General features: G+C 69.6%; 11 protein-coding genes and 1 pseudogene. 6 read left to right on the forward strand and 6 right to left on the reverse strand.

Annotated features, from left to right (window positions below; genetic code table 11):
• Positions 1 to 100 precede the first annotated feature (100 nt).
• Positions 101 to 1,432, forward strand: a complete 1,332-nt coding sequence (locus ACYVKA_RS05585; protein WP_460703686.1) for an MFS transporter — start codon at positions 101 to 103, stop codon at positions 1,430 to 1,432.
• Here ACYVKA_RS05585 and ACYVKA_RS05590 read toward each other — a convergent pair.
• The 4 genes and pseudogenes from ACYVKA_RS05590 to lipB form a co-directional block, all read right to left on the reverse strand.
• Positions 1,413 to 1,694, reverse strand: coding sequence for a hypothetical protein (locus tag ACYVKA_RS05590; protein WP_460703688.1), 282 nt, complete (start codon positions 1,692 to 1,694; stop codon positions 1,413 to 1,415). The two genes, ACYVKA_RS05585 and ACYVKA_RS05590, sit on opposite strands and share 20 nt — an antisense overlap.
• A gap of 121 nt (positions 1,695 to 1,815) precedes the next feature.
• Positions 1,816 to 2,739, reverse strand: a complete 924-nt coding sequence (lipA, locus tag ACYVKA_RS05595) for a lipoyl synthase (protein ID WP_460703690.1) — start codon at positions 2,737 to 2,739, stop codon at positions 1,816 to 1,818.
• Positions 2,736 to 3,095 carry a lipoyl protein ligase domain-containing protein gene (locus ACYVKA_RS05600; protein ID WP_460703741.1) on the reverse strand — a complete coding sequence of 120 codons (360 nt, stop codon included), beginning with the start codon at positions 3,093 to 3,095 and terminating at the stop codon, positions 2,736 to 2,738. Before ACYVKA_RS05600 ends, lipA begins: the two co-directional genes overlap by 4 nt.
• 165 nt (positions 3,096 to 3,260) lie before the next feature.
• Positions 3,261 to 3,671 (reverse strand): annotated as a pseudogene (gene lipB / locus ACYVKA_RS05605) (lipoyl(octanoyl) transferase LipB); the annotation flags it as partial.
• A gap of 221 nt (positions 3,672 to 3,892) precedes the next feature.
• On the opposite strand from lipB, the gene putP reads away from it, so the two are divergent.
• Together putP and ACYVKA_RS05615 are read left to right on the forward strand one after the other, a co-directional pair.
• Positions 3,893 to 5,401, forward strand: a complete 1,509-nt coding sequence (gene putP / locus ACYVKA_RS05610; protein WP_460703692.1) for a sodium/proline symporter PutP — start codon at positions 3,893 to 3,895, stop codon at positions 5,399 to 5,401.
• A 182-nt stretch (positions 5,402 to 5,583) separates the two neighbouring features.
• Positions 5,584 to 5,946 carry a NifB/NifX family molybdenum-iron cluster-binding protein gene (locus ACYVKA_RS05615; protein ID WP_394276405.1) on the forward strand — a complete coding sequence of 121 codons (363 nt, stop codon included), beginning with the start codon at positions 5,584 to 5,586 and terminating at the stop codon, positions 5,944 to 5,946.
• A gap of 93 nt (positions 5,947 to 6,039) precedes the next feature.
• On the opposite strand, the gene ACYVKA_RS05620 is transcribed toward ACYVKA_RS05615, so the two are convergent.
• Positions 6,040 to 7,521: an amino acid permease gene (locus ACYVKA_RS05620; RefSeq protein WP_460703694.1), complete on the reverse strand. Its 1,482-nt coding sequence runs from the start codon at positions 7,519 to 7,521 to the stop codon at positions 6,040 to 6,042.
• A 162-nt stretch (positions 7,522 to 7,683) separates the two neighbouring features.
• Positions 7,684 to 8,502: an IclR family transcriptional regulator gene (locus tag ACYVKA_RS05625; protein ID WP_460703696.1), complete on the reverse strand. Its 819-nt coding sequence runs from the start codon at positions 8,500 to 8,502 to the stop codon at positions 7,684 to 7,686.
• A 90-nt stretch (positions 8,503 to 8,592) separates the two neighbouring features.
• On the opposite strand from ACYVKA_RS05625, the gene hutH reads away from it, so the two are divergent.
• Genes hutH through ACYVKA_RS05640 form a run of 3 tightly spaced genes read left to right on the forward strand, consistent with a single transcriptional unit; the run spans position 8,593 to position 14,329 of the window.
• Positions 8,593 to 10,143 carry a histidine ammonia-lyase gene (gene hutH, locus ACYVKA_RS05630; protein WP_460703698.1) on the forward strand — a complete coding sequence of 517 codons (1,551 nt, stop codon included), beginning with the start codon at positions 8,593 to 8,595 and terminating at the stop codon, positions 10,141 to 10,143.
• Entirely contained in the window at positions 10,140 to 11,312 is a 1,173-nt protein-coding gene (hutI, locus tag ACYVKA_RS05635) for an imidazolonepropionase (protein WP_460703701.1), read from the forward strand. Before hutH ends, hutI begins: the two co-directional genes overlap by 4 nt.
• Complete coding sequence (locus tag ACYVKA_RS05640; protein ID WP_460703703.1) at positions 11,309 to 14,329, forward strand: urocanate hydratase; 3,021 nt, start codon at positions 11,309 to 11,311, stop codon at positions 14,327 to 14,329. The genes hutI and ACYVKA_RS05640 overlap by 4 nt, the downstream gene beginning before the upstream one ends.
• Positions 14,330 to 14,350 lie beyond the last annotated feature (21 nt).

The following is a 14,350-nucleotide window of genomic DNA, read 5'->3' on the forward strand; positions in this document are numbered from 1 at the left end:
GCGGCGGCCACCCGCCCCATCCGGCCTCGTGGGAGCTCCTCGCGCCGGCCCGGTAGCATCGCAGGGTCCCGCACCCGCGGGACCAGACCAGGAGGATGCCGTGCAGTTCGTGCAGAACCTGCGACGACTCCTGCGCCACGACCGCTTCCGCAAGCTGGTCACCATCCGCGCCCTGACCCAGTGCGCCGACGGCACCCTGCAGGTGGGCATGGCCAGCCACATCCTGTTCAACCCCGCCCAGCAACCCACCGCCTGGGCGATCGCGGCGATGTTCGCCATCACCCTGATGCCCTTCAGCATCGTCGGCCCCTTCGTCAGCGGACTGCTCGACCGGTGGTCGCGCCGCACCGTGGCGGTGGTGGTGGACGCGACGCGCTGCGTCCTGGCACTGGTGATCGCGGCGATCGTCGCCACCGGCTCGACGGCACCGCTGGTCTCCACCGCCCTGTTCGGCTGCCTCATGGTGGCGCTGGCCCTCAACCGTTTCGTGCTGGCCGGGCTCAGCGCCGGGCTGCAGCACACCATCGACGACGACGAATTCCTCACCGCCTCGGCGGTGATGCCGATGATCGGCCCCACCACCCTGCTGCTGGGCGGGGTGCTGGCCGGAGCAATCCGGCTGGCCAGCCCCTGGCCGGCCGCGATGGCCGATGCCGTCATCTTCTGCTGCGCCGCCGCGATGTGGGCCACCTCGAGCCTGGTGGCCTCCCGGTTGTCGCCGCGCAGCCTCGGCCCGCTCGACCCCGCACCCCGGACCCGCTTCGTCGAGACCCTGCACGCCCTCCACGACGCCGGCCGCCATCTGGCGCACCGGCGTCCCGCCCTGCTGGGGCTGGTGACCATCACCTGCCAGCGGGTGCTCTACGGACTGACCCTGGTCAGCGTCCTGCTGCTCTTCCGCAACCACGTCCACGCCCCCACCGAGGTGAATGCGGCGATGGCCGACATCGGGCTGTGGATGGCCGCCAGCGGTGTGGGCTTCGCCTGCTCGGTGCTGCTGGTGCCGCCGCTGGCGCACCGTCTGGGGATGCGCGGCAGCATCGTGGTGGTGCTGCTGGCCAGCGCGCTGGTGCAGCTGCTGCCCGGTCTGGTGCTGCGGCGCTGGCCGCTGGTGGTGGCGAGCTTCTTCATCGGCTGGTTCGCGCAGTCACTCAAGATCTGCATCGACACCGTCGTCCAGGCCCATGTCGACGACGAGGTGAAGGGGCGCGTCTTCGTCATCTACGACGTGGTCTTCAATGCCGCGATCGTGCTCGCCTCGGTGCTGGCGGCGGCCATCATCCCGCCCGGCGGCGTCTCACGCCCGCTGATGGTGGCCATCGGCCTGGGCTACCTTGCCCTGGCCACCGGCTTCTGGCTGGCGAGCCGTCCGATGGGCTCGGCCGTCTTCAACCGCGGCACGCAGCTGGGTCTCACCAGTACTCGCGCGTGATCCTCTCGGGCAGCCGGCCCTGCTCCCGGTAGGCCCGGCTGATCGCCGCGGCGATCCGGGTGGCCAGCGACAGGTCACAATTGGTGGGCTTCGGCTTGTCGATGCGATGGCAGATGCCCTGGTCGATGACATAGCGGTGGAAGCCGTGGGTCTGCGAACTCAGCTGCACCCAGGTCTCGTAGATGGCCTGCTTGTCGTCGGCCTCCATCAGCACCAGGTCGAAACCCGTCGACGTGTGCTCCTGCATCCCCCCGGTCATCATCGGTCCCCTCCTGTTGTCTGCAAAAAAATCGGCGCTCCCTGGCAACGATCCCTGCCCACATGGTGCACGAGGGCCGGGCGGGTGTCCCCCCGCCCGGCCGTCGCCGTGCTGTGCTGCCAGTTCAAGCGCGGGCCTCGATCGCCTGGCGGTAGAGGCGGCCGGCGCGGTACGAGGAGCGCACCATCGGGCCGCTCATCACGCCGCTGAAGCCGATCTCGGTGGCCTCCTCGGCCAGCTCGTCGAACTCCTCCGGGGTCACCCAGCGGTCGATGGGCAGCAGGGTGACGGCCGGGCGCAGGTACTGCGTGATGGTCAGCAGCTCGGTGCCGGCATCGTGCAGGTCCTGCATGGCCTGGCTGATCTCCTCGCGGGTCTCGCCCATGCCCAGGATCAGGTTGCTCTTGGTCACCAGGCCGGCCTCGCGGGCCATGGTGAGCACCTCGAGCGAGCGCTCGTAGCGGAAGCCGGGGCGGATGCGCTTGAAGATGCGCGGCACAGTCTCCACGTTGTGCCCGAAGACCTCGGGCCGGGCCTCGAAGAGCTGGTCAAGGAATTCCTTCTTGCCGCTGAAGTCGGGGGCGAGCATCTCGACGCCCACGCCCGGGTTCAGCTCGTGCACCTTGCGGATCGTCTCGGCATAGAGCCAGGCACCCTCGTCTTCGAGGTCGTCGCGGCAGACACCGGTGATGGTGGCGTACTTCAGCCCCATCTTCTGCACGCTCTCGGCCACGCGCACCGGCTCGGCCGGGTCATAGCCCTCGGGCTTGGCGGACTCGATCTGGCAGAAGTCGCAGCGACGGGTGCACTGGTCACCGCCGATCAGGAAGGTGGCCTCGCGGTCCTCCCAGCACTCGAAGATGTTCGGGCAGCCAGCCTCCTGGCACACCGTGTGCAGGTCCTCGCCCTTCACCAGGTTCTGCAGGTCGCGGTACTCGGGACCCATCACGGCCTTGGTCTTGATCCACGACGGCTTGCGCTCGATCGGGGTCTGGGAGTTCTTGACCTCGACGCGCAGGAGCTTTCGGCCTTCAGGTGCAATCGTCACTTCTTCAGGTTACCTTCCCGGGAAAGGTGGGCCGCGAGCAGCGGTTCCAGCCGCTCGGCGAGCTCCACGAGGGTGGGCGGCGGGCCGTCCATCTCGGCCGCCATGGTGGTGACACCGGCGTCACTGATGCCGCACGGCACGATGTTGTCGAACCCGTCCAGCGTGTTGGAGACATTGATCGAGAAGCCGTGCAGGGTGGTCCGCTTCGTCACCCGGATGCCAATGGCGCAGATCTTGCGTTCCGGGCGCATCCCCTGGCGAGGGGGGACGACCCCCCTCGAACCCCCCGCGCTCCGCGCGTCATCGAACGGTCCTCGCACGCTCGGACCATGCCCGCTGCGCTCCGCACCACCCATCGCCTGTCCGACGGCCGGGGCCTGGCCCTCGACGCTGGCCAGCTGCAGACCTCCCGTGGCGGGCGCGGCCACCGCGGGGGCATCGAAGGTGAAGTTGCCGGTGCGGTCGGTGTCGCCGGCCCTGTGGTGACGGCCCGGCTCCACCAGCGGAACGGTGCTGGGGTCGTCGGCGGGCAGCCACACCCCGGTGCGCCCCGGCACCCGTCCCGCAAGGATGCCGTAGCTGGCCAGGACGTCGATGACGGCCTGCTCGACCCGACGCACGTGGTCCACCACGCCCACCCGGTCGGGCAGCTGGACGATCGGGTAGCCGACGAGCTGGCCCGGCCCGTGCCAGGTGATGTTGCCGCCGCGGTCGACATCGACCACCGGGGTGCCGTCGAAGGGCCGCTCATGGGGCTTGGTCTGGCGGCCCGCGGTATAGACGGGGTCGTGCTCGACGAAGATCACCTGGTTGCCGGTCTCGCCCGAGGCAACCCGGGCGTGCACCTCCCGCTGGTGCTCCCAGGCCTCGTGGTACTCCACCCGGCGCGGCGGGTGGTCCTTCAGGCCCAGGTACTCGAACTCGACACTCACCCGGCCGAGCCTACGCCGTCGCCAATCACTCCCGAACGGGCACGAGTTGAGGGTGATCCGCAGGAAAATGGCCAGATCCGCATGCTGCAACCTGCGGATGGCAACACTTTCTTGCGGATCGCGGCCGACGAGGCGTCCGCCGACCGGAGCGTGGATCAACCCCGGGGCGATCCTGCGCGCGGTATCGTTCGACGACCCCATCGACGTGCGAGAGGCTCCCCATGAGCGACACCGCCTTCCAGACCATCGCGATGGTGGTCTACATGGCCGCCATGCTGTTCATCGGCTGGTACTCCTACCGCAAGACCAAGAACCTGAACGACTACATGCTGGGCGGACGCGACCTGCACCCGGCCGTCGCAGCCCTGTCCGCCGGTGCCGCCGACATGTCCGGTTGGCTGTTGATGGGCCTGCCCGGCGCCATCTACGCCAAGGGCCTGGTGGAGGCCTGGATCGCGGTGGGCCTGACCGTCGGCGCCTGGCTGAACTGGAAGGTGGTCGCCCCGCGCCTTCGCGCCTACACGCAGGAGGCCAATGACTCGATCACCGTGCCCAGCTTCCTGGAGAACCGCCTGCACGACCGCAGCCGCCTGCTGCGCGTCGTCTCGGGCCTGATCATCCTGGTCTTCTTCACCTTCTACGTCAGCTCCGGCATGGTGGCCGGCGGCGTCTTCATGCAGTCCAGCTTCGGCATCAACTACCGCACCGGCATGCTCGTCGTGGCCGGCGTCACCATCGCCTACACCCTGTTCGGCGGCTTCCTGGCCGTCAGCTACACCGACTTCGTGCAGGGCCTGATGATGTTCGCCGCCCTGATGGCCGTCCCGCTGGTGGGCCTGGTGAACCTGGGTGGCCTCGGCGAGGTCTCGCGTCTGGTGCAGGCCTCCGACGCGCGGGCCGGCATCGACCGGATGGCCGTGCTGCCGCACCCGTTCACCTCGGTGGCGCTGATGGGCATCATCTCTGCCCTGGCCTGGGGCCTGGGCTACTTCGGACAGCCGCACATCATCGTGCGCTTCATGGCGCTGCGCTCCACCGCCGAGGCCCGCGCGGGACGTCGTATCGGCATCGGCTGGATGCTCTTCGCCGTCGTGGGCGCCATCGCCACCGCCCTGGTCGGTGCGGCCTGGCACCAGAAGAACGGCGTGACGCTGGCCGATCCCGAGACCGTCTACATCAAGATGGGCCAGATTCTCTTCCACCCGCTGATCGCCGGCTTCATGCTGGCCGCGGTGCTGGCGGCGATCATGTCGACCGTCTCCAGCCAGCTGCTGGTCACCTCTTCGGCCCTGGTGGAGGACATCTACAAGGCCCTGGACAGGAACGACCGCACCGACGGCCACCACGTGCTGATGGGGCGCATGGCTGTCCTGGTGGTCTCCGTCGTGGCCGCCGCGATGGCGTGGACGCAGAACGACACGATCCTGGCGCTGGTGGCCTTCGCCTGGGCCGGCTTCGGTGCCTCCTTCGGCCCGGTGGTGCTGCTCAGCCTGTTCTGGCGCAAGCTCACCACGGCCGGGGCCCTGGCCAGCATGGTCACCGGTGCCCTCATGGTGGCCTGGTGGGGCAATGTAGAGGGCGGCATCTTCGACCTCTACGAAATCCTGCCCGGCTTCCTCGCCGCCCTGCTGGTGGCCGTCGTGGTCAGCCTGGTCACCCACCGCCCCCACGACGAGATCACGCGCCAGTTCGACGCCACGGTGCACGCCGTCAAGCACGCCCACGACTGAGAGCGGCTGGTCCCGCGTCCACAAACCACGTCGAGAGCGCCCCTGGTTGCAGATGCTGCGGTGTGGGGCGCCGTGGGTGTGGTTTGTGGACGGGGCGCCCAGTATCCCACCCCTTGGTGCCACGTAGCCTAGGAATGAGGTCCGGCAGCCCGTCCGGGCGACCTGAGCAACGAGGAGCACCGATGATCCTGGCAACCCCCACCACCGCCGACGGCCTCAGCGCCCACGCCTGGGGACGGGCCCACTGGGTTGGCGTCGCCGAGGTGCAGCCGTCGGCCACCGGACCGGTCGTGGTCGACTGGCAGGTGCACGAAGTGGCCTGGGACGAGTCGCACGACGCCGGCACCCACGGTGCGCACCATGCCCGGATCGTGCGCTTCCTCAAGGAGCAGGCAATCCAGGCGGTCGTCGTGGACCACATGGGTGAAGGGATGCAGCGCGTCATGCACTCCATGGGCATCCCGATCCTGCCCGCCACCGAGGGCGATGCCCGCACCTCGGTAGTGGCGGCCCTGGCGGCGGTGCAGCAGGCCGAACAGGACTGAGGTCGCCACCGAGTCGGGCAGGAAGCCCGCCGGGGACGACCGGAGCCCGGCACCCCTCGAGGGGTACCGGGCTCCTGTCGTGCGTCGGGAAGGCTACTTGACCGGCTTCATCAGCTGCGTCTCGTCGGTCAGCTCGTGCACGGTGCGACCCTCACCCTTGACCCACAGGCTGTAGGCGATGGCCAGCAGCACCACCCAGACCACGCCGACGATCAGCGCGATACGGGTCTCGGGGAACCAGCCGAGCACCAGCACCACGAAGACCATGAAGACCAGCGAGGCATAGCTGGCGATGGGCCACAGCGGCACCTTGAACTCGCTCTCGGGACGGCCCTTGGCGGCGATCTCGCGACGCATGGCGATGTGGGACAGCAGGATCATGAACCACACCAGCACCGTGGCGAAGGTGGCGATGGAGGCGATCAGGTCGAAGACATTCTTCGGCATGACAGCGTTGAGCACGGCGGCGATCACCAGTGCCCCGCACATCACCAGCACGGTGAGCCAGGGCACGCCGTGCTTGGAGACCGACGCGAAGGCCTTGGGGGCGTGGCCCTGCTGGGCCAGGCCGTAGAGCATGCGCCCGGCGCCGAAGGTGTCGGAGTTGATGGCCGAGACGGCGGCGGTGATGACGACCGCGTTCAGGATCGAGGGTGCGGCGGGCACGCCCAGCGAGCTGAAGATCTGGACGAAGGGGCTGGCCTCGCCGGTGATCGCATTCCACGGCACCAGCGCCATCACCACGCCCAGTGCCAGCACGTAGAAGAGCAGGATGCGCACCGGCACCGAGTTGATTGCCTTGGGGATGGCGCGCTTGGGGTCGGCGGCCTCGCCGGCGGTGATGCCGATGTTCTCGACGCCGCCGAAGGCGAAGACCACCACGGCCAGCGAGGCCACCATGCCGCCGATGCCGTTGGGGGCGAAGCCGCCGTGGTTGGTGAGGTTGTGCAGGCCCGCGCTGGTGCCGGGCTGGTAGCTGACCCCCTTGAGCATCAGTGCCAGGCCGCCCAGGATCATGGCGATGATGGCGCCGACCTTGACGATGGTGAGCCAGAACTCCAGCTCGCCGAAGACCTTCACGTTGCGGGTGTTGATGGCGCCGATGAAGCAGATCACCGCCGCCACCCAGATCCAGCGCGGGGTGTCGGGGAACCAGAAGCCCATGTAGATGCCGAAGGCGGTGACGTCGGCGACGGCGACCACGATCATCTCGAAGGTGTAGGACCAGCCGGTGACGAAGCCGGCGAAGGGCCCCAGGTAGCGGCTGGCGTACTGGCCGAAGGAGCCCGGGATCGGGTGGCGCACGGCCATCTCGCCCAGGGCTCGCATCACCATGAAGACGGCCGCGCCGGCGATGATGTAGACCAGCAGGACCGACGGGCCGGCCTTCTGGATGGCGCTGGCCGAGCCGTAGAACAGGCCGGTGCCGATCGCGGCGCCCAGCCCGATGAACTGGATGTGTCGCAGGCTCAGGCCGCGGGCCAGGCCGCCGGTCTCCTGCGGGACCCCGTACTCATCGCGGACCACCGGGGTGTGGGTGCCGTCCGCGTCGGGGGCAGGCTTGCCAAGGCTCATCTCTCATCTCCTCTTCACTGAGGTGGGCGCCGTGCCCGTAGCTCCCAGTCGACCTGACCCGATGCTTTCGCGAACAGGCCCGTCCACCCACAGCTGTCCCACATGTGGGACGGATCTGTGCACGACTGTGTCATGAGGTGCGGCCGTCATGAGGTGCGGCCGTCATGGGGTCCGCGGCGGGGCGGTGTTGCCCAGGCGGGCGTGCAGGCCCACCACGACGTGGCGGATCGCCTCCGCCAGCCGCTCGCGCTGCCCGGGCGTCACCTGCTCGGCCTCGAAGGTGAGGGCGACGGCCCCCACCGGAAAGCCGGCGCGGTCCACCACGGCCATCGCCACGGAGGCCAGCCCTGGGGTGACGCTGTGCTCCTCCACGGCATGGCCCCGCTGGCGCGTCTGGGCCAGGATTCGCCGCAGCTCGACCAGGCTGGAGGGGCCTCGGCCTTCACGCTGCACCAGGGACCCGTCGTGCGGGAAGAGCGCCGCCACCTGGCTGTCGGGCAGGGCGGCGAGCATCGCCAGCCCAGAGGCAGTGACCTCGGCCGGCAACCGCACTCCCACGTCGGTCACCAGGCTGGGCCGGTGGGGGGCCCGCTCCTCGATGACGTAGACAACGTCGTGCCCATGCAGCACGGTGAAGTGGCCGCTGTGGCCGGTGTTGTCCACCAGCCGGCTGAGCATGGGCTTGGCCATGCGCTGCAGCGGATTCTGGCGCCGGTAGGCCCAGGCCAGCTCATAGGCGCCCACCCCCAGGGCCCAGCGGTTGCTGTCCGAGACGTGCATGACGAAGCCGTGCTCGGCCATCGTCGACAACAGCCGGTAGAGCGAGGCGCGCGGAATGCCCAGCTCGCGGGCGAGGTGGCCAGCCGCCAGCGGCTCGGGCGAGCTGGCCAGGGCTTCCAGCACCGCCAGGGTGCGGCTGGCGGCGGGGCTTGCCATGGCCTGGCCTCGCGCCGGAGGCGACGGCTTCGTCGGGGAGCTCATGGCACCAGTGTGCACCTGGTCTCACTTGTGAGACTCGACCCCGACCCAAGCCCTTGCCGTGCCAAGGACCTCTGCGGATGGAATGGGCCCATGAGCACCGACATCCAGCTTGGCGTGACCCCGCTCGAGATCGACGAGGTCGTCGCCGTCGCCCGCCAGGGCGTCACCGTCAGCGTCCACCCCGAGGCCATGGAGGAGGTGCGTCGCAGCCGCAAGGTCATCGAGGACCTCGCCAGCGACACCGTGCCCCACTACGGCGTCTCCACCGGCTTCGGGGCACTCGCCACCGTCCACATCCCCACCGAGATGCGCGCCCAGCTGCAGCGCTCCCTGGTGCGCAGCCACGCCGCCGGCAGCGGCCCCGAGGTGGAGCGCGAGGTGGTGCGCGCACTGATGCTGTTGCGCATCCAGACGCTGTCCACCGGCCGCACCGGCATCCGCCCCGAGACCCTCGAGACCTATGTCGCCATGCTCAATGCCGGCATCACCCCCGTCGTCCACGAGTACGGCTCGCTGGGTTGCTCGGGCGACCTGGCCCCGCTGGCCCACTGCGCCCTGGCCCTGATGGGCGAGGGCGTCGTGCGCGATGCCGCCGGCGAGAAGATGGATTCCGCCAAGGCACTGGAGGCCGCCGGCATCACCCCGGTCGTGCTCACCGAGAAGGAGGGCCTGGCGCTGATCAACGGCACCGACGGCATGCTCGGCATGCTGTGCCTGGCCATCCACGACCTGCGCAAGCTCTACACCGTCGCCGATCTCGCCGCCGGCATGAGCATCGAGGGCCTGCTGGGCTCCGACTCCCCCTTCGCCCCCGACATGATGGCGCTGCGTCCCCACCCGGGCCAGGCCACCGCCGCCGCCAACCTGGTCAAGGTGCTGGCCGACAGCCCGATCCGCGACAGCCACCGCGACCCGGTCAAGGACACCCGCGTGCAGGACGCCTACTCGCTGCGCTGCACCCCGCAGGTCAACGGCGCCGGCCGCGACACCATCGACCACGTCGCCACCGTCGCCGGCCACGAGCTGGCCTCGGCCGTCGACAACCCGGTGGTCACCCACGACGGCCGCGTGGTCTCCAATGGCAACTTCCACGGCGTGCCCGTCGCCTACGCGCTGGACTTCCTGGCCATCCCGGTCGCCGACCTGGCCAGCATCAGCGAGCGCCGCACCGACCGCTACCAGGACGTCGCCCGCAACCAGGGCCTGCCCGCCTTCCTGGCCGACGACCCGGGCACCGACTCGGGCCACATGATCGCCCAGTACACCGCCGCCGGCATCGTCAGCGAGCTCAAACGCTTGGCGGTGCCCGCCAGCGTCGACTCGATCCCCTCCAGCGCCATGCAGGAGGACCACGTCAGCATGGGCTGGGCCGCCGGTCGCAAGCTGCGCCGGGCTGTCGACGGCCTGGCCCGCGTGCTGGCCATCGAGGTGCTCACCGCTGCCCGCGGCATCGAGCTGCGCAAGCCGCCCCAGCCCGGCCCGGCCTCGGCCGCCGTCATCGAGCTGCTGCACGCCGACGGCTACCAAGGTGTGGGCCCCGACCGCTTCCTGGCCCCCGAGATCGAGCTGGTGCACCAGGCGATCGTCGACGGCCGCCTGCTGGAGGCCGTGAACGCCGCCCTGCCGGAGCCGCTGGCATGAGCTCCACCCTGCTGACCGGCATCGGCGAACTGGTCACCGCCGACGAGGACGGCCAGGCCGCCATTGGTGCCCGCAGCGGCCAGGCCGTCGTCGTCGAGGACGGGCTGGTCGCCTGGGTGGGGGATGCCACCCAGGCGCCGGCCGCCGACGCCCGCCACGACCTGGGCGGGCGCACGGTGCTGCCGGGCTTCGTCGACAGCCATTCGCACCTGGTCTTCGACGGGGACCGCTCCGAGGAGTTCGTCGCCCGGATGACCGGGGCGCGCTATGACGGCGGTGGCATCGGCAACAGCGTGAACGCCACCCGCGGGGCCAGCGACGAGGAGCTCGACCGTCTGGTGGGCATCCGGCTCGACGAGATGCGTCGCCAGGGCACCACCACCGTCGAGATCAAGGGTGGTTACGGACTGGATGTCGCCAACGAGGCGCGCAGCCTTCGGATCGCGCGTCGCCACACCAGCGAGACCACCTTCCTGGGAGCGCACGTGGTGCCGGCCGAGTTCACCGACGACCGCGCGGGCTATGTGGAGCTGGTCACCGGCGAGATGCTGGAGGCCTGCGCTCCGCACGCCCGCTGGATCGACGTCTTCTGCGAGCCCAACTCCTCGCACGCCTTCTCCGGCGAGGAGTCGCGCACGGTGCTGGAGGCCGGCCGCGCGGCCGGTCTGGAGCTGCGCGTGCACGGCAACCAGATCGGTCACGGGCCGGGTGTGCAGCTGGCCGTCGAGCTGGGTGCGGCCAGCGTCGACCATTGCACCTTCCTGTCCGAGGCTGACGTGGACGCGCTGGCGAACTCCTCGACGGTGGCCACCCTGCTGCCGGGCGTGGAGTTCTCCACGAAGTCGCCCTATCCGGATGCCCGGGCACTGTTGGATGCCGGTGTGCACGTCGCCCTGGCCAGCGACTGCAATCCGGGTACCTGCTACAGCTCGTCGATCCCCTTCTGCATCGCCCTGGCGGTGCGCGAGATGGGCATGACGCCCTCGGAGGCGGTGCTGGCGGTGACCCGTGGTGGCGCGGCGGCGCTTCGCCGCGAGGACATCGGACGGATCACGGTGGGCGCCCGCGCCGACCTGGCGGTGCTGGACGCCCCGAACCACCTGCACCTGAGCTACCGCCCCGGGGTGCCGATCGCCTCGACCCTGATGCTGGAAGGAGTGCTGCTGTGAGCCCCCACGTCTGGACGGGCCGCGACGACGGCCCCGGACCGGAGCACCGCCGCTGGCACCAGCAGGTGGAGGTGCTCGACGCCGCATCGACGCCGACCGAGGAGACGGCCGAGGCCGCCGCCCTGGTCGGCTTCTGCTGCGACGCCGGGGTGGCGCGCAACAAGGGACGCATCGGTGCCGCCCAGGCACCCGCGGCCCTGCGCACCGCGCTCGGTCCGCTGGCGGTCCACCAGCCGCTGCCGCTGCACGACCTGGGTGACGTGACGGTGACCGGCGACGAGCTGGAGACCGGCCAGGAGCAGATGGGCGAGCTGATCACCCGCGCCCTGGACTCCCACGGCCTGGTGGTGGTGCTGGGCGGTGGCCACGAGACGGCCTGGGCGAGCTATCTGGGCCGCACCGCCTCGTCCCGGCTGGACGGGTTGCGGGTGGGCGTGCTGAACCTGGATGCCCACTTCGACCTGCGCGAGGCAGATCGTCCCAGTTCGGGCACCCCCTTCCGGCAGATGGCGATGGCCGACCAGGCCGCCGGCCGCGACTTCCGCTACATGGTGGCTGGCATCAGCCGCGCCGCAAACACCCCGGCGCTCTTCCAGACCGCGGAAGAGCTGGGGGTCGAGGTCGTGCTCGACGTCGACTGCCAGCCCCGTCACCTGGACCGGCTGCTGGAGGCTGTCGACGCCTTCTGCGCCCAGGTGGACGTGCTCCATCTGTCGATCGACCTCGACCTGCTGCCCGGCGCCGTCGCCCCCGGAGTGAGTGCCCCGGCCGGCTATGGCGTCCCGATGGAGGTGGTCGACGCCGTGGTGGCGCACGTGGCCGCCAGCGGGCAACTGGTGATGGTCGACGTGGTGGAGCTCTGCCCGCCGCTGGACGTCGACGGCCGCACCGCCCGGGCCGCCGCCCGCCTGGTGCACACCGCCGTCGAGCACTGGCATCCCACCGCAGCCATTTCCGACACCGCCACCCGAGCCCTGATTTCCCTGATCACGAAGGAAGACACGATGACCTACGACAACCGCAGCACCGCCGCTGCGATGCAGATCAAGCTCGACGCCGAGTGGCCCGCCGATCCCGTCTTCAAGGAAGGCATCCGCCGGGCCCCCTCGCGTGGCTTTCGGCTGGATGCCGAGGACACCAAGACCGCCCTGCGCAATGCGCTGCGCTACCTGCCCGAGGAGCTGCATGAGCTGGCCGCCCCCGAGTTCCTGGGGGAGCTGCGCACCTACGGACGCATCTACGCCTACCGCTGGCGTCCGCAGGGGAACCTGTGTGGCAAGCCCATCGACGAGTACGAGGGCAACTGCGTCGAGGGCAAGGCCATGCAGGTGCAGATCGACAACAACCTGGACTTCGCCGTCGCGCTGTACCCCTACGAGCTGGTGACCTATGGCGAGACCGGCAGCGTGTGCGCCAACTGGCTGCAGTACCGGCTGATCATGAAGTACCTGGAGCAGATGACCCAGGACCAGACACTGGTGGTGATGAGCGGCCATCCGCTGGGCCTGTTCCCGTCGCGTCCCGAGTCGCCGCGGGTGCTGATCACCAACTCGCTGATGATCGGCCGTTTCGACAATGCCGACGACTGGGAGCGCGCCGAGGAGCTGGGTGTGGCCAACTACGGCCAGATGACCGCCGGCGGCTGGATGTACATCGGCCCGCAGGGCATCGTGCACGGCACCTTCAACACCCTGCTGACCGCCGGACGTCAGCGCCTGGGCATCCCCGCCGACGGCGACCTGTCGGGGGTGCTGTTCATCAGCTCCGGCCTGGGTGGCATGAGCGGCGCCCAGCCGAAGGCGGCGGAGATCGCACGGGCCGTCGGCGTCATCGCCGAGGTGGACCTGTCGCGCATCCAGACCCGCATCGACCAGGGCTGGATCGGGCACGTCTCCTCCGACCTCGACGAGGTCTTCCGGATCGCCAACGAGCACATCGAGTCGAGGACGCCGGCGAGCATCGCCTACCACGGCAACATCGTCGACCTGCTGCAGTACGTCGTGGACCACGACATCTTGGTCCCGCTGCTGAGCGACCAGACCTCCTGCCACGCCCAGTACACCGGCGGATACTGCCCCGAGGGAATGACTTTCGACGAGCGCACCGAGCTGCTGGCCACCGACCGTGAGGAGTTCAAGCGCCGGGTCGACTCGACGCTGCGCCACCACTACGAGCTGGTGAAGACCCTCACCGAGCGCGGCACCTACTTCTTCGACTACGGCAACTCCTTCATGAGCGCCATCTTCGACTCGGGCATCACCGAGATCGCCAAGGGCGGCGACAACCGCAATGGCTTCATCTGGCCCTCCTATGTGGAGGACATCATGGGTCCGGAGCTCTTCGACTACGGCTACGGCCCCTTCCGCTGGGTCTGCCTGAGCCGCAAGCACGAGGACCTGGTCAAGACCGACCAGGCGGCGATGGACTGCATCGACCCGAACCGTCGTAGCCAGGACCGCGACAACTACAACTGGATCCGCGACGCGGAGCACAACCAACTGGTGGTCGGCACCGAGGCGCGGATCCTCTACCAGGACGCCAAGGGCCGCTGCGACATCGCGCTGAAGTTCAACGAGATGGTGCGCAATGGCGAGGTGGGTCCGATCATGATGGGCCGCGACCACCACGACGTCTCGGGCACCGACTCGCCCTTCCGCGAGACCTCGAACATCAAGGACGGCTCGAACGTGATGGCGGACATGGCCACGCAGTGCTTCGCCGGCAATGCGGCGCGCGGCATGAGCCTGGTGGCGCTGCACAATGGCGGCGGCACCGGCATCGGCAATTCGATCAATGGCGGTTTCGGCCTGGTGCTGGACGGTTCGGAGCGGGTCGACGAGGTGATCAAGAGCTCGCTGATGTGGGACGTGATGTGTGGCGTGGCGCGGCGCAGCTGGGCGCGCAATGAGCACTCGATCGAGGTGGCGACCGACTTCAACACCGAGCGGGCCGGCCAGGCGCAGATCACCCTGCCCTACCTGGTCTCCGACGAGCTGGTGGACCGTCTGGTCCAGTGACGTGCAAGGGCTGACGGCCGC

It is taken from the genome of Luteococcus sediminum (assembly GCF_054783495.1).

Coding starts and splice junctions, on each gene's coding strand:
- hutH (WP_460703698.1), top strand. CDS start 8,593: ATGAGCACCGACATCCAGCTTGGCGTGACCCCGCTCGAGATCGACGAG.
- ACYVKA_RS05600 (WP_460703741.1), bottom strand. CDS start 3,095: ATGGGTGGTGCGGAGCGCAGCGGGCATGGTCCGAGCGTGCGAGGACCG.
- ACYVKA_RS05620 (WP_460703694.1), bottom strand. CDS start 7,521: ATGAGCCTTGGCAAGCCTGCCCCCGACGCGGACGGCACCCACACCCCG.
- putP (WP_460703692.1), top strand. CDS start 3,893: ATGAGCGACACCGCCTTCCAGACCATCGCGATGGTGGTCTACATGGCC.
- hutI (WP_460703701.1), top strand. CDS start 10,140: ATGAGCTCCACCCTGCTGACCGGCATCGGCGAACTGGTCACCGCCGAC.
- ACYVKA_RS05590 (WP_460703688.1), bottom strand. CDS start 1,694: ATGATGACCGGGGGGATGCAGGAGCACACGTCGACGGGTTTCGACCTG.
- ACYVKA_RS05625 (WP_460703696.1), bottom strand. CDS start 8,502: ATGAGCTCCCCGACGAAGCCGTCGCCTCCGGCGCGAGGCCAGGCCATG.
- ACYVKA_RS05615 (WP_394276405.1), top strand. CDS start 5,584: ATGATCCTGGCAACCCCCACCACCGCCGACGGCCTCAGCGCCCACGCC.